The organism is Halomonas sp. NYA30 (assembly GCF_976980765.1).
Map to the genome: position 1 here is coordinate 3,344,578 of NZ_OZ334477.1, position 25,575 is coordinate 3,370,152.

Consider the following 25,575-nt stretch of genomic DNA (forward strand, 5'->3'; position numbering starts at 1 on the left):
TCGTCAGTACCACTCCCGGTCGCTGCCCACATTAACTATTGGATGGCTTAAAAAGCCCAGCCAAACGCTCACGCTCATCCTCTTCATAAAAACTCGGATCATCGAATAGATCACGCTGAGTGTCATCGAAGATCATTTCTAATGCCCCTGCACTGCTTTGTACCATCGGCTCAAAATGTGCGGTGTGGGTAATCAATGCCGTAACGTGGCGACGACGATAAATGGCGTACAACCCCAATAGGGTAAACACACAGGCGATATAGATCGGCAGACCGTGGCTCCCCACCGCCGTCATTAATGAGCCCGCCGCAATCGGCGCTACTGCACAGCCAGCGCCATGCATCACCAGCATATCCGCCGAGCCGGAAACAATTTCATCCGGGTGCAGTTGGTCGATCAACTGGGCCACCGCCAGCGGATAGAGCGAAAACGCCAGGCCACCCCAGATAAAATAGAGCCCCAGCAGCACTTCATGGCTGGGCGCAAAGGGCATACCCGCTGCGATCAGCGCCGCCAAGAGCACCACCCAGGTCATCACCCGAGGGCGGTCATGCTTATCAGAGAAACGCCCAATCGGGATTTGCAGCAACGCACCGCCAATAATTGCCACGCTCATCACCAGCCCAACGCCGCCAATATCAAACCCCAGCTGTGTCGCATAGACCGGGGTCATCGACCAAAAAGCCCCCATGGCGAGCCCCGATAATGCCGCTGAAGCCACCGCTAGCGGCGCAAAGCCTAGCAATGCTCGCAGGCTGCTTTTGGGTCGCTCGGGAATGGTAGGCTGAACGCGGCGAGTGAGGGTGATAGGTAGTAGCGCCCAACTGATCAAAATAGCGATAATCACGAAGAGCAAAAAGCCTTGCGGTGAGGAGAGCCGCAGTAACTGCTGAGCAGTGGCTAAAGCGCCCAAGTTAACCACCATGTAAACCGCGAAAATACGCCCCCGCTCATGGCTGGCGGCTTGGCTATTCAGCCAGCTCTCAATCACGGTGATTAAGGTAATAAACGAAAGCCCGTAGACCACCCGCAACGGCAACCATACCCAAGGGTTAACAAAGATAAGATGCAAAAGCGCCACCGATGCACAAATAGAGGCACAGAAGCCAAAGGTACGGATGTGACCCATACGGCGGATCAAGCGCCCGCTCACCCAGGTGCCGCAGATAAAGCCGACAAAGTAGCCGGACATGATGATCCCGAGCACCGCACTGGAAAAGCCCTCCTCAGTCCCCCGCAGCGTTAGCAGCGTATTCAATAAGCCGTTGCCCAGCAGCAACAACGCCACGCTCTGCAGTATCGATTTAACCGGTTTGAGCATTGCCAATGAACGCATTGCGTTTCCTCGCAGCAGACAACTTAAAGGTCATCAAAAAAGGCCATCAAAAAAGTTCATGCAGAAAGTAGATGCATAAAGAGTGCCACTGAAAGCTTTCGCTACCACCGTTGACAGGCTAACGTTCTTTATATAGAACGTTCTATATAAAGAACAGCCGGACACCCCATTATGGATCAGCTCTCCCTAAGCACCTTAGGTCAACATTTACAATCACTGCGATTAGCGCGGGGTTGGTCACTTTCGCAGTTAGCCAATGATGCGGGCATTGCCAAATCCAATTTGTGCCGCCTGGAGCAAGGGAACGGTAATCCAACGCTAGATACTATTTGGCGGTTGGCGGTGCAGCTCAACGTCCCTTTCGGTACATTAGTGGCGCCCATTACCGTACCGCTAGGCGAAGATGGCGTGCAGGTGCGTTTAATAGATCAGGGCAAAGATACTCCCCAAGTGGACGCCTATTGGATGCGCTGCGCGCCCCACACCCTGCGCCATGCCGAGGCCCATACCGCTGGCACTCGCGAATCGCTGACGTTGATTAGCGGCTCGCTTGAAGCGGGCCCAGCAGGCGACACTACCCAGCTTGGGCCAGGGGATACGATCACCTTCGCCGCTGACCAGCCGCATCTTTATCGTACCCAAGAAGCAGAAGCCACCTTGATGATGACCATCACCTACGGCATAAAAGGCGACACGCCATGAACCACTTTGCCAACCACTCCCCAATCCGCAACGCCTTCAAAGGCGTGCGGGAAGCCATTCCTCTGCTGGGCGGCTATGTTCCTGTTTCACTCTCGTTTGGAGTAGTCGCCACCCAGGCGGGGTTTAGCATGTGGGAAGCCGCCGCTATTTCAGCGCTGATTTACGCCGGCGCCTCACAGTTTTTGTTCGTAGGCATGGTGGCGGCGGGCTCTCCGCTTTGGCTGGTGGTAGCGATGACACTACTCATAAACGTACGCCATGTGGTTTACGGGCCGAACCTAGCAGCCTTATTACCGCGCAGCCGCCACTGGCCCTGGCTGATGCATGGCCTGACAGACCAGGTGTTTGCCCTGGCGCTTACGCGGCTGCCTCAGTTGCCTGCCCCTGAGCGTTTTGGCTGGTTTGTCGGCGCCTCGCTGCTGGCTTGGGGGGTGTGGATTGTCGGCACAATGGTCGGCGCGACGGCAGGGGAAACGTTAACCGCCCGCTGGCCACTGCTCGGTGAAGTGATGCCCTTCGCCCTGCCCGCGCTGTTTCTGACCATGGTCGCGCCGCGCTTTACCGACAAACGCTGGGCGCTGGCGCTGAGCTGCACCATTATCGCCGCGCTGCTGTTTACCTTTTACGGTTGGAGCAACGTGGCCATTCCGCTGGCAGCCGCCTGCGGCGCGATTTGTTTCTATATGGTGAAGTTTCAAACGAGGAGGTGTAACCCATGAGCAGTGCACTTTGGCTAGCCGTTGTGGTTTCGGCATTGGGGACGCTACTCATGCGCGTAGTGCCTTTCCTCTGGATGCAACGCCGTTTAAACAGCGCCACGGGGATTAATAACATGCCCCAGTGGCTTGGCATTCTCGGCCCGCTGATGATTGCGGCGGTATTGGGTGTATCCATCATGCCGGTCAACCCAAGCGCGATCTCCTGGTTCGCAACGGCTGTCGGACTCTCTGTGACACTATTGGTATGGTGGAAATTACGCTCACTGGGCTGGCCAGTGGCAGCTGGGGTAGCCGTTTTTGGGCTAGTGCAGGTGATAGCTTACATTTGATAAGGCCTGTGCGTTTAACACAGGCAACAAAAAGCCCGGCGAGTGGCCGGGCTTAGCGAAGAAGAAAGGCTTACCTCTTACCAGCTATATTTCACGCTGCCGATCACACTGCGGGACTCGCCGTAATAGCACCAGTACTCACAGCTTGCGACGTATTCTTTATCGGTGAGGTTGTTAACGTTAACCTGAGCTTCCCAGCCATCGGCAAATTCGTAACCCACCATGGCATCCACCAGGGTATAGCTATCCACTTCTGTGTTATCTGCGACACTGGTATCAACAGTACTGCCCACATAACGCACGCCACCGCCCAGGGTAACGCCATTTAACGCACCGCCGGTAAAGGCGTAGTCTAACCAGGTGGAAGCTTGGTGACGCGGAATCAACGGCGCGCGTTCATCTTCTTCCAAGCGCGAATCGTTGTAGGTGTATGCCGCTGTCACTCGAAGGTTATCGGTCACATAGCCAACACCTTCCAGCTCGAAACCTTGAGAGGTGCGCTCCCCTTCTTGTACCTGGAAGCCTGCCGGTGAGTTCACCAGCGTGTTGCTTTCTTGCAAATCAAAAACGGCAGCCGTTACATAGCCATCCCAGCCAAAGGGAGCCACCTTCACACCGGCTTCCCACTGCCGCCCTTCACGGGGGTCGTAAAGCTCGCCATCACTGTCAACGCGACCCACTGGGTCGAACGACTCGGTATAGCTGATATAGGGGTTAACACCGTTTTCACCCAGGTACATTGCGCCACCTGACCAAGATACCTGGTCATCGTCTGAACGCTGGGTCGTGCCCGCCGTTAGGTTGCTATTATCCGTTTCGGCCTGGTCGTAACGCACACCACCCAGCAGCACCCAACGGTCATCTATGCGCAGTTGGTTTTGGGCATATAAACCAGTTTGCTCTTTATCGATTTCCCGACTCAACAGATCATCTTGAGCAATTGGTGTGTAGTTACCATAAACTGGGTCGAAAATATCGATCGGATCACCGAATGCGTAATCGTCCCCTTCCTGACCACTCAGGCTTAGGTTCTGGTAATCAACCCCTAGCAGCAGCGTATTCTCGGTACGATCACCGTACCAAGTACCCACCATGCGGTTATCGACAGTCCAGCTATCGATAGAGCCATCACGATATACCAACCCGCGTGAGGCGCGGCGATCATCGACCATAGACAGCGCATAGCTGCTGCGCAGCTCTAAATCTAACTCGCTGTAGCGTAAATCTTGTTCAAACGCCCAGGTGTCATTAATGTTATGTTGTAGCTCATAACCCAGCCCCCATTGGGTACGTGTGTCCTTATCGTACCCTGGCTCGCTCAAATTGGTTTGCGGATCAATACGCCCGAAAGGTGTGTTTTGGACGGTGCCGTAAGGTAGCTTAAATCCGTTGACCGGTACGCCGTCATCCTTTTGCACACTGGCTAAAAAGGTGACGGTGGTGTCTTCGCTAAAATCCACCGCTAGGCTCGGCGCAAAGTAATAACGCTCGTTATCCGTAGCGTTTAAATCGCCATCGCGCTCTTTGTACATACCCACTAAGCGATAGCGTACATCGTCTGACTCACCCAGCGGCCCGCTGGTATCAATCCCAACTTGGCGATGGTTGCGGTTGCCAAGCTGCAAATTGACTTCCCCTTGGGGCGTTTCGGTAGGACGCTTGCTTACCGCATTGATCAAGCCACCAGGAGGCGCCTCACCGTAGAGAATCGATGACGGCCCTTTAAAGACCTCAATACGCTCCAACCCATAAGGCTCGGGTAGCCACTGATAAAACCCTTCACGGTAAATGCGCAGACCATCTTGATAGGTAGACTGATCAAAACCACGCACCTTGAGCCAATCGGTATTGTTATCACTACCATAGTGGCCAGAAAGCACGCCCGCACGATAGCGGAACGTTTCATCTAACTGCTGAACGTTGCGGGTTTCCAACTCTTCACGGTCAACGCTCGACACCGGGCGCGGCGTTTCTACCAGCGGTGTGTCGACCTTAAGTGCAGTAGCCGTCACTACCACGGTGTCGTTGGAAGTGGCTTCATCTTGAGCAAGCACAGTGAGCGGAACAACGCTCAGCATGCCGCCTAGAGGTAGGATAAGTGAACGTCGCACGGCGACAGCGAGCGGTAAACGCGCGAAGGGCTTAGTGTTCCGGAGCATGAAGAGGGCCTCAAAGGTGATAAAAAGCGTATCTCTATTATAGTAAAGCGAATGATACGGATTTTTATTCACATCCACAATAAGCACGATGAGGCAAGACAGGGCTGTGGAACGGAATGTTTCACGACAGGTGGGCTAAGGAACGCAGGGTTGGATGCAGACTCTGAGTGCAACACTCGTTAATGAACAGCGGGTGGATTGTCTTGATGCTTCGCTAACAGCTCACCCAGCACTTCAATCGGACACCTAAAGTCAAATCGCTTCCGAGGTCGCATATTCAGCTGTAGCGCAATAGCATCTAGCTCTTCTTGAGTGTGCCGAGAGAGATCGGTTCCTTTCGGTAAATACTGTCGTATCAGGCCGTTGATATTTTCATTGCTACCCCGTTGCCATGGGCTATGTGGATCACAAAAGTAGATAGCAACGCCCGTTGCCTGGGTGATGTCCGCATGTTTGGCCATTTCCCGCCCCTGGTCGTACGTCATGCTTTTACGCGCCGCTAGCGGCATCCGGTTGAGCGCTGCGCTAAACCCTTCCACCGCCGAGGTGGCCGTTGCATCGTTGAGTTTGGCTAGAATGACGTATCCACTGCTTAGTTCGACTAGCGTGCCAACCGCAGAGGCATTGTTCTTACCTTTGATTAAGTCGCCTTCCCAGTGTCCTGGCATGGCACGCCTTTCGATCTCTGGTGGTCGAAGGTGGATGCTCACCATATCGGGTATTTGCCCACGCCGATCAACCTGGCCACGACGAGGTTTACGCGTTGATTTACCTTGGCGAAGGCAGTGGATCAACTCTTTCTTAAGCTCACCCACAGGTAACGCGTAAATGGCGCTGTAAATCGTCTCGCGACAAACGTAAGCATCTTCAAATCGGGGCATGATCATGCGTCGGAGCTTGCCTGCGATTTGCTCTGGAGACAAGCGGTGGCGGAGCATATACATGACCAGCTCAAAGCGACCACTGCCCAGAAGCAGCTTGGGCTTAGGGCGGCAAGCAACACGCCTGGCACAACGATGGGTGTGTGCATGACGAGCATGGTAAGTACCGCGCTGAGTTTGATTGCGACGTACTTCGCGGCTGATGGTGGATGGAGATCGTTGCAGCATATTGGCTATTTGTCGGAGGCTCATCTCCTGCCAAAGACTGACCTGAATGGTGGAACGCTCTTCGATACTGAGTTCTGTATAAGCCATAAATCCAACACCTTACTAAAATTTTAAGGTGTTGCACTCAGTTTCTGCGGCCAAGAGGCATAAAAAAACGCCAAGTGTGCTTCTACGAGAGGCATGACGGATTTGTCATGAAATTGGTGGGCGCGGCAGGACTTGAACTTACGACCAAGGGGCTATGAGCCGTGTGAATAGCATGCCAATAATTGCCTTTGGTTGCTGTTTCAATTATCTACTTAAACAGTACCTGCCTCAGCACGTCTATTTTGCTCATCAACGTTGACACTTTGTGGCCCCTTCTTCGTCATTAGCTTAGAATATTTAAGCTGTTTTGTAACCCTCTGAGACGAGATATCCTAGCCCGGATTTCTCATAGCACCTCAGCAAGTACCGCACCCAGGCCGCCATGCTATTAAAAACCTATTGGTACATCTTAAATTGCCTACTTTTTAACCACTTTCCGTCGTTCAGACACACTTCCCCCTTTCCCCCATTGCGTCGGGCCGGGGGAGCCCGAGCATTCAGTTCGGCACCAACCGCCTGACGAGATCGGATAGTTGCGCTTTATAGGGGTAGCTGTCACTCATCAACACCCGGATTCGGCGCGTATTGCGGATGATGACCGCGCCCACCTTAATGAGCTTTAGCCGCAGGTTGCTTGGGCTCATGCGCGCGAAAGGCGTCTTCTTCAGGTAAGTGCGTAAGCGCTCGAGCAGCGTATAGGCGAAGCCCGATAAGATCAGCCGCCACTGATTGGCCCACCAGTGCGTACTGGAGGTCCGGTCAGCAAACAGGCTCAGTTGTTGATCCTTGATTCGGTTTTCCATGTCGCCCCGAGCGCAGTACTGCTCGTAGTAGAGCTTGAAGCCGTCGTCATAACGGGAACTAATGATAAACCGGGGATTAGAGCCCAGTTCGCCTTCTTCCAGACGGGCCACCACCCAGCGTGGGTATTTCCAGGAGTGGGCTTGATATTGGAAGCGGAACGTCTCTGCTACTTTCCCTCCCACCTGCCATTGGGTCTTGCGCACCAGCATCATGGGCACGTCCACTTCCTTGAGCAGCCGACTGTTCTTGCCGATACCCACGATGTAGTCGACGTGATGTCGATCGCACCAGTTGAGCATCCGGGGACGACAAAAGTGACTATCACCTCGTAACACAATGCGCGTATCGGGCCAGTACTGGCGAATAAACCGCACCAGTAACGCCAGGATGGCCCAGCTGTGGTGGCTGTCGCTGTGGTCACTGGTGCGCAGATAGCTCACCAGCAGATGGCGGCCACAGAAGACGTACAGCGGGAAGTAACAATGGTGATCGTAATAGCGGTTAAAAAACTTGCCGGGTTGCTCGCCGTGCACGGGAATATCGGTGCCATCAAAGTCCAGTACGATCTCCTTGGGTGGTTCGTTATGCTGTTCAATGAAGTGATGCCACAGCAACTCATGGGCCTTCACCATCGCTTGTCGATCGGCGTTCTGCTCACTCCGGCACAGCGTAGACTTGCCCGCCAGCGCCTCTTTTTCACCGACCGCCGTCTGAAGCGCTTGGTCGTAACGTAGAGTCTCATGGTCATTGAAATCTTCGTAACCAGCCGCCACACCGAATACGCGTTGACGAACCATGATGTCGAGTTTATGACGAACCTGTTCCGATGCGCGGGGATCATGAAGCACGGAGGCCAAGCGGTGCGTCAGACGATGTTGTTTATCAACTTCCCGTAGCAAGAGCAATCCAGCATCGGAGGTGATGTGGCCCCCAGAGAAATCGGCTTCAATTTGGCGGCGTGAGAGTGGCGAGAAGGTCAGTTTTTCAGGTACCATTTTGGAAGCGGCTGTTGGTGCTTGATGGATTGGTTAGGTTCTTGAAATCATAGCACTTTCAGCCGCTTTCTTTTATACCCCGTGAGAAATCCAGGCTAGGCAAACAAAAATCACCATACATATATAAATAAAAACCTCTTTTTTTCTTTCAGGTATTTTACTTGACTCTTGAATCATCACGCGCTGCAAAGCAATCTTTAAGTCTTCGTTTCTATTCTGAATATTTTCCACTAACCCTTTCTCAATACTAAGAAAACTTTCATCAGCATAGGGATTGTTTGAACGAGCATATATTTCTACACAATTATTTAACTCTAAAACCAATTCTTTTATTCCACCCATTTCCCTTAACTTATTTTATTTAAAGGATTTTTCGCATATTGTTAAGTAAGTATTTAGCTTTTCTCCCTTAGAAATCAAAGACTGCATTTTCCCAATAATTTCTTTGCTTTCCTCAACACCCTTATTTACTTTCTCCATTACTTGGTTCACTTCATCCTCAAGAGCATCAATACCTTTTCTGTCATTCTCCTCATGCTTTTTCTTTACTGCTTCTGAAAGTTTTTTCCTTTCCTCCTTTAACATCTTGAAATCTATTGTTCTATAAGCCATTACCATTACAAGCTTTATTAAATCTTCTTGATACGACTGACAAACCATCCTAATATAATCTAAAGAATCTCTTTCTTTTTTATTTTTTTCATTTTCCTCTGACACTATTATTGTCATATAACTTAATAACCCTGCAACCGTTGCTGCTGTTAGAATCGTAATATTCTCAGCATCAATGTTAACTATAAATGCAAGACATGCCCCTAACCAAAACGCAAAAAAACCAACGAGTACGAATCCCTTACTTTCCATTAAAAACCTCAACCTTCTTATTTTCATGGCTCAAACGCATTCGCTTCAAAACAACGCCACCATCCCTACAAACAGCATTCAAAATCCTATCCCTACGCTGTCTATCAGCCCTTTTATGACTAGGATCGTCGAGTTCTATCGCACAGTGAATACGAAAGTCTTCTTTTTGACATAGGAGGTAATCAAAGTGCCATTGCGATATTTGCCTAAACAGTGCTTGATATTCTCTAGTTTTAGAAAAATATCGGTTCACATTCGGCTTAATAACATCGGCAACGCGTACTTGAGCAAAAATATAGTATTTATCACCATATTTACTCTCAAGAAATCTGTAGAAATCTCTTTCAGTCGGTGTCATTAAAAACTCATTTCCTACATAGGCCTTACCTTTTTCAAGCAATACAGAAGACAAAGACTCTGTATCATCTTTTAAACCTCTACCCTTCTTACTTTTCTTACCTGTTTTATTTTTTAACATTACCTTTAATGCAAATATCGCGATTAAGCCTAACAAAGAAGGCCATAAACTCTGTAAAAAAGCTCCAGTTATCCCCAATCCTTCAAACATTTCCTTTCCTCTTTATTCACAGCCACTCTGGAAGCATTTATCAACAACCTTTTTTACTAGTTGATATCCGTTCTCGGCTCTGTTTGCGCTTTTTTCAAATTTTTCTTTGCCAGCTTGGCCAAAAATGTAAAACCAAACGAGGACTCAAATTACTCACCTGAGATTTAATTTTACTTTATATTATGAGTAGGAAACCACCGATTACGTCTTCTAGTCAACAATAATGGCTAGGTGACGGTAGCCTGATAGCCAGTAGCGCTGGGCCAAGTTGGTGGTGAAGGAAAGCGACGAGCTGGAGCTTCAGTATCGTCACACCCTGGAAGCACTGGCCCGCGAAAGTGGGCTGATCGGCATCCTCTTGCGCAAGGCTTAGAACAAGCTCTCCGATCCGGCCAAGCTCAAGAGGGTGGTCAGCCTGATCGACAAGGAAGGCCCTTGGGTTGGCTTGGAGATCGAGGTTAAGGGAGCCATCTACGAGGACTTGCTGGAGCGCAACGCCTCCGAAGTAAGATCCGGCGCCGGGGGGCTTCCTGCTCTCCACCTTCGAACACATCAAGACCCAGAGCCAGGATCGCGAGAAGCTGCGTCAGCTCAAGCGCAGCGCCCTACAAGGCTTAGATATCGTCGATGAGGTCGTGCGGCTGAGTGCCATAAACCTCTACCTGTGCGGCAACGGCGGCAATCGTTTCGACGTGGTGCTGCCGGACAACGTGCTGTTCTTCGACAAGCTCCCGGCCTTCCGGGAAGCCCAGACCAGAGAGCTGTGGGTCTGCGACTACCGCACTAACATTCACAAGACCCTGAAGACTAAGCGCCTGACTCATGCCGACCTCGATGACTTCGTTCGCTGCTACCACGAGCGCCAGGAGACCGAGCGCTTCCGCTGTTTTAACCATGACGAGCTGGTCTAGCGCGACAAGCTCAACCTGGATATCTTCTGGCTGAAGGATGACAGCCTGGAGGACATCAACAACCTGCCGGAGCCTGACGTGCTGGACCTGAAAGTCTGGAAAACCGACAATCATGTGATGAATCCTCGCCACAGCTATGGCAACTGTATGTTCATCAACATGTGACCCGCATTCAGGATCACAACGCCGTGGCACAAAAAATGGCTTTCCGCTGGCCCAACAGGACGCGCGGGATCACAGGTCGATATCTACCTCCTCGATCTCGGCCGCGACCGGCGGCGCGTCGCGCTGCGTCTCTGCCAGCTTGCGGTCGAACAGCAAGACGCCCAGCGTGGTGCCATCATCTCGCTCAGATAGTGTAGCGGCGACGACGGGACCGCAGCGCGCTGGGTCTTTCATCGCATAGGACGGCCCCCCGCTTTTGTCCTGCGGCCAGCCTGCCGCGAACCAGAACCCATGGCGCGGCAGGCTGTATTCGTTCTCGAACCTGTCGGTCTGCCGCGTCGTCATATTGGGTATGTCGCTGCCCATGCCGCTGCTGACCGTAAGGATACCACCGCAGAAATCCAGTTGATCCTCGCCTTCGGGCAGGGTGCCCCACAACATATATCGCCCTCCCTCCGTCAGCGAAGGAGGCCCGTATTTCCCCTCGAGCGACCGTCGCAGCCCCGCGGGCGTGGCGCTGTCGATCGGCACTTCAAGCCGACGCATAATGCCGATAATGGGCTGGCCCTCCAGGGCAGGCGCATAGATCGCCATGAAGGCTTCTTGCGTCTCAGGATTCAGGAACCCCTTGGCGGTCCCGAACAACCCCTCCACTGGCCTGGACGGCGCGAACACCACTGGATCGGGGATTTTCTCGCTGACGGCCGCTTCGAAGGCCGCCAGCGGCATCCCCAGGGTCAGGCCCACCACGTCCAGCGCCTGCGGTGGAACCGCCTCCGGCACCTTCCAGTCATCCGGCCCGATCGGCTCTGAAATCTCTAGTTCGCCGACGTTGTTGCGGACATGTTTCGTCAGCAAAACAGGCGTGACACTCAGGGTAACGACCCCGACAAGATCCGGCCCATCCATCCGGGCGGGCGAAGCACGCGCAAAGCGGACCTCATCTATATCGGCGATATATGTGGCGCTGGCGGCCCTTCCCGGGCCTTGCGGCGTGGGCTGCGCCCTGATCTGAACCAGCGCATCGGCATAGGGCGCGTCGGCCAGCGCGGGCACATCACTGTTGTGCCCCATCTGGCGACTAATATAGCCGCAATCGGCGCGAGTCTTATCTATGACGGCCCGCCCTTCGGACACCCAGAAACGATCCGGACCTGCGCGCGACGGCCCGCTTCGGCCGAGATTCATCCCTTCATCCGGCAGGGTGGCTTCGGGCATATGCTGGGCGACACCGTCATAGGCCGAGGTATTGCGACGCCCGACCGCGTTAGCCCTGACCTCTGTCATACCAATGCACCCGCTGTCTGGATGCCATTTCATCTCGAAACTCAGCGGCACGGCCACGCGGGGCGGAAGCTGCGCCGCCCGTGCCAGTGTCCATTCCCGAAAGATCGGGACAAGCCGCTCGATCTCGGGCGGGGTCACGTGCAGGGTCGGGTTCTCGAAGAACCGCCCCCAGTCGACCGAGCTGGGCACCACCACGTTCTCCACCGCTCCGGCCAGCGCGCGCTCCTTCAGCAGACGCTCGACCAGCATGCGCGTGTAGGACGCATCGTCATAGGCTTCGGGGGCGACGCTGATGGCCAGCAGGTCGATCCCCTCGTGATCCAACATCAGCACCTCGGGTGGGGTGATCTGCGGCGTGTCCTCAGTGCTTGGCCCCAGCTTGGGCGGCGCAGCGATCAGGAACCTGTCATCATCGCTCAGCAGATCGCCATTCCCCTGCGACTGACCCAGCATGATCTCCGATGGCGCGGACAATACGAGGATCGCACCGGATCTGTCGTCCTTCACCCCCACCGGGCGCACGCGGATATTACTGGTCAGCCGCATGCCGTCGCGATGCCCCGCCCTGTCAAGATCCAGATAGGCCTCGAACGCCTCGCGCCGCTCCGGATCAATACGCAACACCTCATAGGCATGCGAGGCCTCACCCTGAAGCGGTGGCGAGGCAAAGCCTGACACATCGTCACGATGCGGCACCCCGCGGAAGCGGACCGCCCTAACCGGATAGCCGCCCGCCTCCGCATCAAATGCGTGCAAGTTCCAATGCGCACCGATCCAGTATTCATCATGTGCGGCGGCGGTGATGTCCTCCGTCATCGAGGCCACCATCCTTGGACGCTGATCCGCAGGGGCGCGGGCCACATCGCGCAGACCGTTCAACGCAGCGCCTATGGCCGCCTCCCCCCCCGGAAAACGGCCCATAGCCCCAAGAAGCGACTTGCCCGTCGTGGCGAACACCTCATTCGGCAAAGGTTTCGGCCCCGTATCGTCCTGCGGCGCCGCGGTGACCGGTTGGGCCACGGGTATCGTCAGCGCCCGGTCGGCAAAAATCGTCACCGCATCGACTTTCGTGCCCAGCCTGACAAATCCCAGTTCCGCAACACTGATCGGCCCGCTGGCCGTTGCCCGCACCACCGCATCGCTCAGTGTGTAATCCACCGCGGCATGCAGCATCCGCGTGCGCTCGCCGCTCTGCTCCAGCATCGACAACAGGGCCGAGGCCTCGGCCTCTTCCATCGGCAGGAAGGACGGCACCAGATCCTTGATCGCCTGACCGGTCAGCGGATCCCGTGGTGCCCAGCGTCCGTTCTGCGCGCGCAGCGGAAAGCCCTTCAAGGTAAAATCATAGTCACTGACGACAACCGACATCACGTCGCGCACCTGCAAGGGAAGTTGCGGCATCCTGCCAGACAAGATCGCCCGTAAGCTCGGCTGCGCCGACTCCAGCGCGGCGCGGCGCTCGATCTCGTTCATGCCCTCGGGGTTCGACACATAGGCAACCGGAAACAGATCGTAGGCCTCGCGCTCTGTCAACAGGTAGCGGATCGCCTCATGCGCGGCATCGGCACCGATGGCACGGTCCGGCCCGGCCGCCAGAAGCGTGCCAAAGGCCAGGGCCGTTTCGATGGAATGTGTCTGCTGGCCCTTGTTGATGATCCCGGTCTCGACCCCCAGAGCGCGCCCCTTGGAGGCGTTGGTGTCCCATTCCGGCACGTAACGGCCCGAACTAACCGCTCCGCCGAACACGGCGACCATCCCGGCGGGATCCGTCGGGCGCGGCGCGCCTGTTGCCATGGTCGCGCCGGACTCGGGCGTCCAGTTCAGCACCACCCGGTCTGGTTCAGACACGTATTTCCCATCCACACGCCGCTCGGTCCGCCGTATCAGTGACACATGTTCGATCTTCGCTTCGGCGGTGAACTTGCGAAAATATCCGCCGCGTATCTCGATGGCGGGGGTCGAAATGGTCAAGACAACGCTCAACAGCAGGTTGTCCTTGACCCTGTTACCTCCCTTCTCCAACTCCGGCGCCACCATCCCGTCGGGCAGCGGCAGATAGAACGGTTTCTGGCTTGTCAGCGCAAGCGATGAGCTCAACTGCCGCCAGTTGAGCGAAAGGTTGGTCAGGGTATGAACCCCCTCGATATCCCGGCCCGATGAATACAGGCGCAAGCCGTCGCGCATCTCGTGCTGGCGCAGGGTTGCGGGAAATTCCAGCCGGAGCCGCGAGGGAACGGGTTTGGTCGCGTAAAAGGCGGCAAGAGATCGCAGAAAGGCCTCGAATTCGGGGCCGGTGATCCCTCTCTGCGGCGGCAGCGGCGCATCAGGTGGCAAGGCCATCCGCGGCACAAATTGCTGATACTGAGGAACCGTCGCTGACTCGGGATTTTGGGCAAGCGCCCACCCGAACAGTGCGGCCTGCACGGCGTCGTTCCCGTCGGTCGCGGCGGGCACGGGGGCCGCTGGGGCAGCGGCCGCAGTTGGCGCTTGCGCGTCCCGCTGTTGCGGCAGACCGAAGGACACGGACTGATCCGTGCCCGCCACGACCGGCCCAAACTGTCGAGCTGTCACCACAGACCTTAATTTCTCAAGGAGCTGTGGGCTTGCCGCTCCATCGACGGCAAGTCTCTGATCACGTTGGAATTGCTGAATAGCTCTTTTCGCATTCGGCCCCATCAGGCCATCCACCGGGCCGGGCTCATACCCCAGCTCGGAGAGTATTTGCTGGGCTTCGGCAATCTCCTCACGGCCGATCGAGGTACTCTGGACAAGGGAGACGGGAGGAGCGGCCGTTTGGGCCGCGATCAGCTGGCCATCAGCAGTGTGAGTCCAGGTCCCGATAGTCTGACCGGCAACGCTGCCGATCAGCCGCAGTTGCTGGATGGCGGGGCACTCGAACCCAAGTATCTGGCGAACGCCACCGGCAAGAAGCTGCAGCTGTCGAGTGCCGTCGCTCAGCTGTGCGGCATCTGGTGCGTGAACGCGAACCTCGACCGTCTCGCCGCACCACTGGCTTGCTTGGCTGATGGTGGCCTGCAGCCCGCCCATCCGGGCAACGGTGCGCTCCGATGCCTGAGACGGGGTGGCAAGCCATGGCAGAAGGGCAAGCGTAGCGACAATAGCGACAAGAGTATGCATGTGGTGCCCCCTAGCTGGTGTGTGCTGGGCGCATTGTCACGCAGGCCCTGCTCGACGCCGGCCATTGGTAAGCTTCCCAAACGGAGCGTTTCCGGCCGGTGCCACACGATTTTTGATTTCGCCATCATGCTCCCAGGTGCAAGAGCATGGCACCGCAGCAGTTACGCCTCTTCGATGATGTAGCCATCGGGACCTTGGCACATACGTATGCGTTCTTGGACAGTGGAACCATCCGGCTGTGTCACAGTGGTGGAGTTGATACTGCAGGTCTGGTTGGCCTCGACCAGCATCGTATCTGCACCGGCAGCGGGTTGAGTGGGAGCGGGTGCCCGCTGTCCGGCTGGCGCCGGGCGCAGCAGCCGCGTTGCCACAAAACCACTGGCGGCGCCATCTTCCGAGATGAGGTACCAGTTGCTCCCCTGCACTTTGCCGACAACCTGAACGTGCTGGCCCGCTGCGAGCGAGTCGACACTGCGATATTCGGTGCTGGGTCCCCCACGGATATTGCTGCTGCTGTCAGCAACGTAGGTTTCGCCAATCAGGTCGATGGGAGGCAACTGCTCGATGCGGTCACGCTTGACACTGACGGGAACCTGACTGCGCTGTGTAGTGCGTGCGGTGACCTCCGTGCGGCCACTGGCACCGGTTTCGGGGTCCTGCCACTCTTGCGGCTGTCCAGTCTCCAGGGCCCGCTGGTTGGCCTGTACCATTTTCTCCTGGCCGGACTGACTCAGGTGTCGTGCAATCTCCCGCCCGATCAGTGCACCGGCAACTGCGCCGGCGCCCGTGGCCAGAATTCTTCCCCGCCCCCCGCCGATCTGCGAACCAATCAGGGCGCCCGTTCCACTACCGATGAGGGTGCCAAGCGTGTCGGGCTGAAAGCTGCCCCCGGTGGTCTCGCAACCCAATAGCGAGAACACCAGGCCGCCCGTTGCCACGCCCATCGCCAGCGCCTTCAAAGGCCGCCGTGTCATCGTTGTTATTCTCGACATCATCGTTCCTCGCTGTTGAAGGACTACCCGCGATCCAGCTAACGAAGTTCAACCGAGTCCCATGCACCGGTCTTCCCCAAGTTCATTGAGCCTAGATTTTGAAACAAAATGTATCAATAGGTTTTTTTCTACAACAGCACGCTGACGATACTCATACTCGGCGTATGACAAATATCTAGCGCAGAGGGGATAAACTGAGCCTTGCGGTGAATGCCGGTTCAACGCCTCGACTATTGGCGCTGACAGGGGGCCAGGTGGGGCAGTACTGGCACGATGAAGCCGCAGCTATTCCAAGCCCAACCGCCACACGGAGAGCACGTTCCTGTGCCTGATACTGGTCTACCCCAAGAGTACGAAGGACAGCTTAACGCCCGCTGAAGGCTGCACTGAAAATACTGCCCACCAATTGAAGACAAAGGTTTCCAAATGAGCATTTTTGACGAACTGCAAACATCGCTGCAGGAAGCCGTTGAGATAAAACAAGGCAAAGCGCAAGCCAGCCGCATAACACGCCATGAAGTGGCTGATGTCGAAGCCATCCGAGCAAAACTACACGTCTCTCAAGCCGAGTTTGCCGAGGCTATGGGAACCAGTGTGGACACCATCAAAAGGTGAAAGTCCAAGCGCCGTAACCCTAAGGGCTAGCCGCAAAGGTATTGGCAACGATTCAGGACAACCCTGCTTTTTTCAACGAACTTGCTTCACATTAACGCTTTATTTGCAGTATGAATGCAGTGTCAATATCTAGTTAATATTTATGAAGAATATCGCTCGATACTCAAGTGGTGTTTGCCGTAGGCAATCTGCCGATTAAATCGGCCTTTTACTTTGACCACTACCCGCGCCGGAATTTGTGTGCGGCCCGCCTGATAAGCCTTTTCGGCACTGGCTGGCTTCCACTGCACCCATAGACGGTTCAATGCCTCTTTGGCAGCCTGGTCAAAGCCACCAGGCGCTGCAATCATTGGTTTGCCCGTAATACGGTTTGGGCGCGCTTTGGCGTATAGCCCCTTACCAATACGTACTAATCGTCCCTGCGCCTCCAATTGTCGAAGCACACGGCCAACTTGGTCATAACCACCCAGTGCAGCGAAATCATCACGTAGAAATACCATTCGCCGACTTTTGCGAATTTTTTCACGAATGCGTGACTCGAGCGTTTGAGTGGTCATGTAACGCCTCCAGTAGCTGGATAATAACGGATTTTACTCTATACCTTCAGACCTAAAAATACAAAAACACGACATCATAAATTATAAAATATTATTTTAATAAATTAAAATCAATTACTTAAAGGTTAAATAAAAAATTAAAGCGCCGCATATTCTCTACAGCATACCTCTTGCTTGTGAGCCGATCAAAAGCAAGCTCGGTATGTCACCACTCGCTTGGCAAATAATTCGGCCGATTGGCATTCCACGCTTTCGATCCCGCTGAAAATTCTCTCGATTCTGCAATACCCGGACGGCACCAAAGTGCTGAGACCCTTGCCCAATAATCTGGAAAAATGGCGATACAACCCTCGTGCCTTCAAAGTTAATGCTAAGAAACCACGTCGGCTTTTATGGGCGATAGCGTGGGACCAACAAGGTAATAGCAGCTGCGCTCGGACTATTTACTTTTATCGACGGAAGAAAGAATATGCACTCCAATCAGGCAAGGGCTATCAGGGTTGATAGCCCCCTCGACCTAGCTTTGTGTAACGTACCACCCTTGCAGCATTATCTAGCTAATGCGGTCAAACATCTTCTTCAAGTAACTATTACCACCCTCTTCCATAAACAATACATGCCTCTCCTCTAGGTCGGTTTTATGTTTTGGATCGCCCACGTTAAGCAAATCAGAAAACTTCGTTGGCGACAGCACGAAGGCATTCAATGTCAATGGTGGTTCGCCAAGTTTAGCCTGAGCAGCTAATGTTGACTCCAGGGTTTTTACTTCCTTGTATAGCCCAAGCTTAGGATGCGTCAGGTCTAGGTTACGAAGGCCCTTCGGATCGACAAACGTCAACCACTGCTGATTGGTTGCATCGTCCACTAGCCACAGCAGAAAATCTGGATAAAAATTCCCTGCCAAGGCAAAACCAAGGCCTTTTTTCTCGCTATCGGCATTGCGCAACAAATACAGGCTTCGGTGCCCGATAGCTTCTTTTCCTGCAGCTGAGTTATAGAAGGCTTCCAGGTCGCGCACAAACTCCCATTCACTGGGCGCATCAAAGCCCAGTGGCCGTAGCTTAAGGGGCACCGCATCCTTATCTTCAAGCGCTAGTAAGGGATAATACAAATGTCGGTCAAAGCTTATAGCTACCATATTCGGGGCTGACCATTGGCTTGCCTCACCTATTTTACCCTCAGCGACAAGCTGCTTCAGCGCTTCAAGCTTTTTCAGGTATTCTCCTCCTTTATCATTATTTTCTAGCTCAACTTGATAAAGCTTCAGCATCGATCCGTGGTCTTCATCGACATGGATAATGTCGTAGAATTGGCCTTCATACCCTTTCTTTAATGCATTATAAAAGCGCTCGGTATAATCGATTAGCAGCCGAATCAGGATGTCTTCCTGCTTACGAATATCACTAAAACTGCGCACTTTTAGTTCAGCTGCGGGAATGTACAGGGTGTACCACTCATTTGAGCCTGAGCAGAAATCGATCAGTCTTTGGCGATCAAGGCGTAGGTTGCTCCAGCTACGCTGGATTTTATAATCCTGCAGCGCTAAATAGACCCGATCCCAGTCGAAAACTGAAAATAAGTCGGTATTAAGTTTTTCCTTGTTTCTATCTTCTTTGACCGCCTGAAGGCCCTTACTTTGCGATGCATTTCGCTGGGTACTGAGCGCTTCCACACGCGGATACAAGTCGAGGATGATTTGGGGCGTTTTGATCTTGCCTTCAAATTCATCCGGAATCTCATATAGCCAGGGAAAGTGAGTACGCTTGAACCCTCTTTTCTGGTTATCTTTGTAACCATCCTTTAGAGCCAGCGTTTTCAGCTTCCCAGCAGGTAAATTAGCCTGCGTGGGAAAATCCAATTCTAAAATCTCATCACTGGGCGTGATGCCCTCTTCACGCAGATAGTCTTTAAAGGCCGCCATATAACTGGCGCGCACGCCAAAAATATTGAGCGTTTCCAGCTTATCTAGATGCACGTCTTTGGGCCGCTCCTGTGGCGTGGTTCGCTTCAACGAAAAGCCCTTACCTTTCAAGCGCACACCACGACCAAACAGCTGAATAATCTGTGAGCCTTCGCCCTGCCCCATATTTAGCAGCCCCATAGTCGAGACCCGCCAGCTGCTCCAGCCTTCGGTAAATTTGCGTGAGCCGATTAGCACGTTAAGCTGGCTACTCTTATCGTTTAGCGTGCCGAACAACGCGCCGCCAAAATCATCGCGCTCGCTGTCGAACGTGTCCTTATCTTCTGCCTGACCGAATAATTTGCCTTCATCTCCGATATTTATCAGGCCGAATGGTTCAGCATTACCCACGCGCAGTGCTAATTCGCCTTTACTGCTTTTTATATTGACCAGCTTAAGACGCTGCTTGGAAGGGGCATTGAACACTCGCTGTAAAATATCGGCATAAAGGCCGTCTACGTTATCAGTGAAGCCCATCAGAGGTGTAAAGCGGCCTTTGAAGATATTGTTGCCTTTAGCATCCAATATCTGAGCCCTATCAGCGATCAGGTCAGCCAACCATGTCTTGATTTGAGCATCATTGTTCAAGAAATCTGCTAGGAAGCTAACAACCTCCAATATGTCTGAATCTTCCCCGGATACCGTATTGCCTACAAACACCCAGAGTGGTTTTTCAATGTTGAAATCGTTCAGTTTTTCGCGATGAATGCTCCACAGCCATAACTGCTGATAAAAAGCCAGCAAACAGGCAGTGAAGTACTTAGCCGCATTATCTCCCTGCTCGTAGGCATCGCCATTCATATTGAGAATCAGCGACTCTTTACCGTAACCGTCTTCATAGAAAAACTTATAGGAGTAATCAAACAGAATACACTTGGCGTAGATTTCGCGAGTGGCTGTCACTCGGGCAAGGCGCTTATCCTCTAGAGATAGCGTCAGCTCTGCCAATTGAGTTTCATCCAGCTTTTTCAGGCTGCTAGTGCCGAACAGCATCTTGGCACGCTTTTTCTGCGTTTCCAGCTCCGCCATTTCCACGGTATAGCCTTTCGCAACCGCTTGACCGAAAGTGGCGGAATACTCAAAGGCAAATCCGCCTTGTATCAAAGCATTCCTACGCCGCATCCATGCCGTGGCATCTTTACCAGTTCCCCGATGTCCTTCATCGACCAACACCAGGTTGTTACCCTCAAATGCTTCTACGGCGACCATTTTGTCGCCCATCTCATCGCCCAGCTTATTGATATCGATAACTTCAACCATACCGGGATACATCAGCGTTTGGTTTTTGTTGAAGAGTTGAGCAGGGAAACCTGACAATTTCAGTTCATCTAGATGCTGTCGTGATAGCCCCTCGTTAGGGGTCAACAGAATGATTTTATCCGGGTAGCTGTCCGAGTGCCCCATCTGAAAGTAATGAAGGTACTGCTTAATGTTGACGTGAAGCAGCAGGGTCTTGCCGCTGCCTGTGGCATTCCAGAACGCCACCTTATTCAGATCATCGGCGACAAAATCGCGAAAAGGTTCTACGCCTTTTTCATCGCGATAGCAGGCCATCTCTTCATTTAAACCATCGAGTAAGATTTGCCGCTTATTGAAATACCAGTCCATGTAGATTTCGGTGAATAACAGCGATAGGTACTGAAAGTACTTCATCTGCAGCTCATGACCTTCCAACTTGTTACGCTCGGCTGTGATCTCTTGCCAATAGCGGACAATATTCAGGTCGTAGCGGCGTAGATCCGTCTCAGCCACCCGGTTTGGGTTGAACAAGCCGTGCATCAGCTCATGAAAGAACTTACTCTGACCATCCTCATCGATGCCTTCATGCCGGTCTTCACCAAGGCGCTGCTTTAAATCTGCCAATTTTTCGATGTTGAAAAACGCCAGCATCCAGCGGTTAAGAACCAACTCCTGGTGGAAGCTGCGTTTCTGATTTTTCTTGCTCACTCCGCCTCCCCCTTGGTATTGCCCTGTTTACTGGCTGTAGAAGTCTCCGGCTTGTTCTTACCAGACTCTTTTTTCAACAATTGAGCAGCACCTTCAAGCTCTCGCATGTGCTCAATAGCACCAAGGGCTTCTTTCTCCTCTCGACGGGTGGCGGTAAATTTCTCAAACTCAGCATGAGCGATAGCATCAGCTTGTTTTCGAGTACGTTTTCCCGCGTCAGACAATACCTGACGGTCGTTAAACCGCAAGAAGTCATCCAGCTTCTGCTCCCAGTCGGCCATGAAGACCTGCTTTCGTCGTTCTGCCTGATCCTCGGCAAAATCCAGCCACATGGTGATGATACGGTTCAGCTCGCGTATTTCATCTTCATTCAGGTAGTTCTTGGCTACCGTCACATCTCGCTTGCGTACCTCTTCACCTGCCCAACTGCTTAATCCAGCATTGGGCAACTGGTAGTTAATGCGGTTGGCAATAATCTCCGGCGCAGTCATGCCAGTAATCGCAAAATGCAGCTTGTTCTGCATGGTCTGAAAAAAACGTGTCGTTTCCTTAAGCGAGGGCTGGTAATCCGCAGCCAAAGAAAAAATCTCACGCACCCGCAGGTACATACGCCGTTCGCTGGCTCGTATGTCGCGGATACGTTCAATCATTTCATCGAAGTAGTCCGGCACCGCTGAGCCCGCTACCGGTGGGTTTTTCAGTCGCTCATCGTCCATGGCAAAACCTTTGACGATGTATTCACGTAGCACTTGGGTAGCCCACTGTCGGAACTGGGTAGCCCGTATTGAACTCACGCGATAGCCTACCGAGATGATCGCATCCAGATGGTAAAAACCGGTCAGGTACCGTTTGCCGTCGCTCGCAGTTATCCGGAATTTCCGGATAACTGATTTTTCCTGTAACTCGTTGTCTTGGAATATATTTCTTAGATGTTCACTGATGGTACGAATATCGACATCAAACAGCTCAGCCATTTGCTTCTGCGTTAGCCACAGGCTTTCCTCATGCAGCCGGGCTTCAACACGTAGGCGTCCATCCTTACCGGGGTAGATGACCATTTCACCTACCTTATCTGGATCTGGATGCGGTGCATCTTCATGCTCTGTCATCACACATCCTCCATGGAGAACATGCGCTCCAAAAACTCTGACTCAATTTGGCGCAGCAGAAGCTTTCGGGTTGCACCGCCCTCTTCGGCGGTTTGCGTTAGTACAGTGGGGATGTTGTGGTCGCCGTTGATATAAACTACATCGAATTCGTTATCAGCTGGGTTAATAGCCAGCCTATCGCACAAGCGGCTAACGCCTTCGTAATTCATCACGTCACAGTCACGCCAGAGCACCAAGCAGCTTTCTCCACTTGGCAAGGTACCAGTCACCGTCACAAAGCCGCGTTCCGGCTGGGCATCGATATGATCTACCCGCAAACCAATCAGGTAGTTGAAGGTTTCCACCAAGTCGACTTTAGTACGCTCATAAGCACCAGCAGAGTCAGTGGCGATATTCATGGCATAGTCGAAAGGCTTGTTGAAGTCCTCAACCGATAGCAGTGAACCTCGGCTTTCTACATCCAGCATGTAGTGAAGCAGATAGTCATCTTTTGCAGCCTGGTCGAGAGCGTCTAGCGTTTGGTTCTGTTTAACCTCACGGCGTAGTTGTAGATTGTTAAGGGTATCTTCATAACTTTCTAACTTTAGAACTTTGAAACAGTGGGAGATACCGGTTTCAGCTGAGGCTGGTTTTCCGTCTTGCCAGTTATCAGAATAAACGATCTTCTGCAGCCTTGGTTTAAGGACAGTGTCAAAATACTCGCCTTGTTCTGCGAGTATATATCTACGTTTCCCATCATCCTTTCTGTTTAGTTTTACTACTGCATGTGCAGTTGTCCCAGACCCTGCAAAATAGTCTAGTGTTAAAGAATTACGATCTGCCGCACCTGCAATATAAATAGCATCTACTACAGCATGAATGGATTTTGGATAAGAAAAGGGGTTAGAGCCAAATAGTTGCTTGAGCAATGCAGACCCATGCTCCGTGGCTGAATGTTTAGCATCTGCCCATGTTGAAACTGAAACCACACCACTTTCATTTGGGCGTCGCTTGTAATAAACATAATTTTTCCCTGAGCGATCCTTCCTTACTGAAAGCTCGGATCTTCTTGTTTCTACAGTACGCCACTCCCACCGCCAGCGCTTTTGAATACCATCATCATTATCCGGAAAAACGGCTGTTTCTTCGTCTGAAGGCTGCTCAAGTGGCACCCATTCTTCAGTCTCCTCATTCCACTCTATTTTTGGGACACGAAGGGCTTCGTCAGTCACATAGATAGGATAATACATTGAGCGCCGATCATTTCTATTCGAGTCGGAGCCCTCGCGGCGTAAATTCCTCCATTCAAAAATCCCGTCTTGATCAGATTCCTTAAAACGCGCGAGCTGGGCGGGGGTCGGAGGAAGCCTTTGAATTTTTGAGTTTCTAGTGTTCCCTGCAAACATTAGATATTCATGGGAAACAGCATAGCCACTCATCGTAGGCCGCCCTGATGGGTTAGAACGTACATTAATAATACCAAGCAAATTATCGTTAAACACACCCGTTAACAAAAAATTCAACTCTCTTTGCTGAGCATCATCAATGGCTGCAACAAGAACTCCCTCTGAGGCCATCAGACATGGTGTAATTTCAAGACGAGATTGCATCAAAGATGCCCAGCTTGAAGCTTTATATCCATTTTTATAGCTAATAGCACTAGCATCCGTATTGTAAGGCGGATCGATATAAACACAGTCAGCTTGCTCTCGATAACGCTCACTTAAGAACTTTAATGCTTGAAAATTATCTGAATTCAGAATCAGCCCTTCAGTTTTGTTATCGAGACTATCAATACTCGATATTAGCATTTGACTGAACATGCTATCGAAAAGACTCGTATCCAGCAGCCTATACGACCCAGACTTTAAGTCCTCAAGGGTTCCAGGAACCACCCCGTTCCATATACCTAGCTTATGCCATTGCTCCCACTGCTTTTCATTGGCAACTATCTCCGATAGTAACCAATCTCTGGAGGCCATTACCTTGGCCTTTTCTTCTTCATCTTCTATATCTTCGCCTATAGCAAATACTCGATCCAGTGTGATGCAGTAGTGACTAGACACCACAAACTTCTTTTTTAACCACAGTTTCTTCTGAAAGTCTTCTAACTGGGCAAGGAAACTTATCAGCTCCAGGGCGATAGCACGTAGACACTGAATCATGCGCAGATTTTTTTCAATATCGGCAAAGGCGCCTGCATCCTGCACATCGTCCAGATGCATCACTTCGTTTTTGATATAGAAGTCCAGCTCGCGGCGCAGAAAACCGCCTAGATTCTTATGAATAAAGTAATCGGCGTTATTTTTGGTGGTGTAATCATTTAGGTACTTTTCCAACTGGGTACGCTGGGGATTCTTCTCAGTAGGCACACGATTGCCCAAGTCTAGCCAGCGAGCCTTAACCGCTTCGTCCTTTAACACGCCGTCGACCGCTTGTTTAATGAGCGCATCCTGTTTTGTACCTTTAGGCTGAGGTGCATACTCAAAGCGGATAGTCAGCTCTGTGCCCTCTTCGCCAACCACTTCCTCAACCGGGGTTAGCGCTTCCTCGTACTCTTCACCTTGCTCATCGGTTCGAATGACCGTCTTTGGGTGAATGAGTGCGAAGCGACGCTCTTTATCGTTGTCTTTACGGTTGTCTTTGGCGGTATCGGCAGACACTAGACGAAAGTGAACGGTACGACCATCGTCCAGCTTAAAGCTGTAGTTGGCAAAGTTTTCACCGCTCTTCGTGTAGTACTGGTCTTTATTTGCCCAGTGCAGCATGACCTCTTCGCCAGAATAAGGAATGGCGTAGGTATCACCCTTGTAACGGCGCTGGCTGATAAAATCGCCATTGTCGTAGTAGCGGGAAAAAAAGGTCAATAAGTGAGAAAAGACAGCGTTTTCGTGCTCAGAAGCCCCAGCGCTGTATTCAGCCAGCTTCTGACGCAGTTCCTGCACTTTGGGTACATTGTCAGGGTCAAGTCCGTCGGCGGTGTACTGCTCTTCTTTTTCTTTCAATTCACGAGTGATCTGCTCACGCTGAACATTGCTGCCACTGCTCAGGGCTGACTGCACTTTTTTTGGTAAACGCTTTTCTAGGTATTCATTGATCTCATCAGCGCGCGCATTGAGAATCCGGTAAATACCAAAATCTAACTCTGGCTGATCAATCTGAAAAATTTCGCGCAGCTTAGTGACAAGCTCTTGAAATTTTGGACTATTTGATTCATTCATGTACTCAAACCTTAAAAGTTAT

18 protein-coding genes and 1 pseudogene are annotated in these 25,575 nt (G+C 52.5%); 4 read left to right on the forward strand and 15 right to left on the reverse strand.

Annotated features, from left to right (window positions below; all coding sequences use genetic code 11):
- Nucleotides 1-31: 31 nt before the first annotated feature.
- Complete coding sequence (locus ACWI0H_RS15610; RefSeq protein WP_485873899.1) at nt 32-1,336, reverse strand: MFS transporter; 1,305 nt, start codon at nt 1,334-1,336, stop codon at nt 32-34.
- A gap of 171 nt (nt 1,337-1,507) precedes the next feature.
- Between ACWI0H_RS15610 and ACWI0H_RS15615 the strand changes: the two genes are divergently transcribed.
- Genes ACWI0H_RS15615 through ACWI0H_RS15625 form a run of 3 tightly spaced genes read left to right on the forward strand, consistent with a single transcriptional unit; the run spans nt 1,508 to nt 3,086 of the window.
- Entirely contained in the window at nt 1,508-2,038 is a 531-nt protein-coding gene (locus ACWI0H_RS15615; RefSeq protein ID WP_101147704.1) for a helix-turn-helix domain-containing protein, read from the forward strand.
- Nucleotides 2,035-2,757 (forward strand): AzlC family ABC transporter permease, encoded by a 723-nt coding sequence (locus ACWI0H_RS15620; RefSeq protein ID WP_485873900.1) that lies wholly within the window; start codon nt 2,035-2,037, stop codon nt 2,755-2,757. The genes ACWI0H_RS15615 and ACWI0H_RS15620 overlap by 4 nt, the downstream gene beginning before the upstream one ends.
- Complete coding sequence (locus ACWI0H_RS15625) at nt 2,754-3,086, forward strand: AzlD domain-containing protein (RefSeq protein WP_485873901.1); 333 nt, start codon at nt 2,754-2,756, stop codon at nt 3,084-3,086. The genes ACWI0H_RS15620 and ACWI0H_RS15625 overlap by 4 nt, the downstream gene beginning before the upstream one ends.
- Nucleotides 3,087-3,163: 77 nt before the next feature.
- Here the strand turns inward: ACWI0H_RS15625 and ACWI0H_RS15630 are convergent, their stop codons facing one another.
- The 10 genes and pseudogenes from ACWI0H_RS15630 to ACWI0H_RS15675 form a co-directional block, all read right to left on the reverse strand.
- The gene (locus tag ACWI0H_RS15630) at nt 3,164-5,164 is read right to left on the reverse strand and encodes a TonB-dependent siderophore receptor (protein WP_485876248.1); all 2,001 of its coding nucleotides are present in this window, start codon (nt 5,162-5,164) and stop codon (nt 3,164-3,166) included.
- Nucleotides 5,165-5,424: 260 nt separating this feature from the next.
- Nucleotides 5,425-6,441 (reverse strand): IS30 family transposase, encoded by a 1,017-nt coding sequence (locus ACWI0H_RS15635; protein WP_101145547.1) that lies wholly within the window; start codon nt 6,439-6,441, stop codon nt 5,425-5,427.
- Between the two features lie 497 nt (nt 6,442-6,938).
- A complete protein-coding gene (locus ACWI0H_RS15640; protein WP_485873902.1) occupies nt 6,939-8,240 on the reverse strand; it encodes an IS1380 family transposase in 1,302 nt (433 codons plus the stop codon).
- A 72-nt stretch (nt 8,241-8,312) separates the two neighbouring features.
- Nucleotides 8,313-8,582: a hypothetical protein gene (locus tag ACWI0H_RS15645; protein WP_485873903.1), complete on the reverse strand. Its 270-nt coding sequence runs from the start codon at nt 8,580-8,582 to the stop codon at nt 8,313-8,315.
- Nucleotides 8,583-8,597: 15 nt separating this feature from the next.
- The gene (locus ACWI0H_RS15650; protein WP_485873904.1) at nt 8,598-9,104 is read right to left on the reverse strand and encodes a hypothetical protein; all 507 of its coding nucleotides are present in this window, start codon (nt 9,102-9,104) and stop codon (nt 8,598-8,600) included.
- The gene (locus tag ACWI0H_RS15655) at nt 9,094-9,672 is read right to left on the reverse strand and encodes a DUF2726 domain-containing protein (protein ID WP_485873905.1); all 579 of its coding nucleotides are present in this window, start codon (nt 9,670-9,672) and stop codon (nt 9,094-9,096) included. Before ACWI0H_RS15655 ends, ACWI0H_RS15650 begins: the two co-directional genes overlap by 11 nt.
- 614 nt (nt 9,673-10,286) lie before the next feature.
- Nucleotides 10,287-10,697, reverse strand: coding sequence for a hypothetical protein (locus tag ACWI0H_RS15660; RefSeq protein ID WP_485873906.1), 411 nt, complete (start codon nt 10,695-10,697; stop codon nt 10,287-10,289).
- Nucleotides 10,698-10,817: 120 nt separating this feature from the next.
- A complete protein-coding gene (locus ACWI0H_RS15665; RefSeq protein WP_485873907.1) occupies nt 10,818-15,173 on the reverse strand; it encodes a peptidoglycan-binding domain-containing protein in 4,356 nt (1,451 codons plus the stop codon).
- A 161-nt stretch (nt 15,174-15,334) separates the two neighbouring features.
- Nucleotides 15,335-15,883, reverse strand: a complete 549-nt coding sequence (locus ACWI0H_RS15670) for an SH3 domain-containing protein (RefSeq protein ID WP_485876250.1) — start codon at nt 15,881-15,883, stop codon at nt 15,335-15,337.
- Between the two features lie 42 nt (nt 15,884-15,925).
- Nucleotides 15,926-16,168, reverse strand: a pseudogene (locus tag ACWI0H_RS15675) (glycine zipper 2TM domain-containing protein); the annotation flags it as partial.
- 423 nt (nt 16,169-16,591) lie between these two features.
- Between ACWI0H_RS15675 and nadS the strand changes: the two are divergent.
- On the forward strand, nt 16,592-16,780 hold the full coding sequence (gene nadS, locus ACWI0H_RS15680; RefSeq protein WP_485873908.1) for a NadS family protein: 189 nt from the start codon (nt 16,592-16,594) through the stop codon (nt 16,778-16,780).
- 140 nt (nt 16,781-16,920) lie between these two features.
- On the opposite strand, the gene ACWI0H_RS15685 is transcribed toward nadS, so the two are convergent.
- From ACWI0H_RS15685 to ACWI0H_RS15700, 4 genes are all read right to left on the reverse strand, one after another.
- Nucleotides 16,921-17,337 carry a DUF6088 family protein gene (locus tag ACWI0H_RS15685; RefSeq protein ID WP_485873909.1) on the reverse strand — a complete coding sequence of 139 codons (417 nt, stop codon included), beginning with the start codon at nt 17,335-17,337 and terminating at the stop codon, nt 16,921-16,923.
- 553 nt (nt 17,338-17,890) lie between these two features.
- Complete coding sequence (locus tag ACWI0H_RS15690; RefSeq protein WP_485873910.1) at nt 17,891-21,244, reverse strand: DEAD/DEAH box helicase family protein; 3,354 nt, start codon at nt 21,242-21,244, stop codon at nt 17,891-17,893.
- On the reverse strand, nt 21,241-22,353 hold the full coding sequence (locus ACWI0H_RS15695; RefSeq protein ID WP_485873911.1) for a virulence RhuM family protein: 1,113 nt from the start codon (nt 22,351-22,353) through the stop codon (nt 21,241-21,243). Before ACWI0H_RS15695 ends, ACWI0H_RS15690 begins: the two co-directional genes overlap by 4 nt.
- Entirely contained in the window at nt 22,353-25,553 is a 3,201-nt protein-coding gene (locus ACWI0H_RS15700; RefSeq protein ID WP_485873912.1) for a site-specific DNA-methyltransferase, read from the reverse strand. Before ACWI0H_RS15700 ends, ACWI0H_RS15695 begins: the two co-directional genes overlap by 1 nt.
- Nucleotides 25,554-25,575: the final 22 nt, after the last annotated feature.